Below are 219 nucleotides of genomic sequence, written 5' to 3' on the forward strand. Positions count from 1 at the left end.
TCGACCTACTCTGGATACCGCCATGCTCACTCGCCTTTCGCTTACGGGGCTTTCACCCTCTCTGGCTGGCTTTCCCAAAACCATTCTGCTAGGCTCATAAGATCAATTATGCGGTCCGAACCCCGGGATGCACGCATCCCGGTTTGGGCTCTTCCGGTTTCGCTCGCCGCTACTTCCGGAATCGATGTTTCTTTCTCTTCCTCCGGCTACTTAGATGTT

General features: G+C 54.3%; 1 rRNA gene. It reads right to left on the reverse strand.

Going from position 1 to position 219, the window contains the following annotated elements:
• Positions 1-219, reverse strand: a 23S ribosomal RNA gene (locus H6A20_RS13380); the annotation flags it as partial.

Source organism: Mordavella massiliensis (genome assembly GCF_016901695.1).
Lineage (GTDB): Bacteria > Bacillota > Clostridia > Lachnospirales > Lachnospiraceae > Claveliimonas > Claveliimonas massiliensis_A.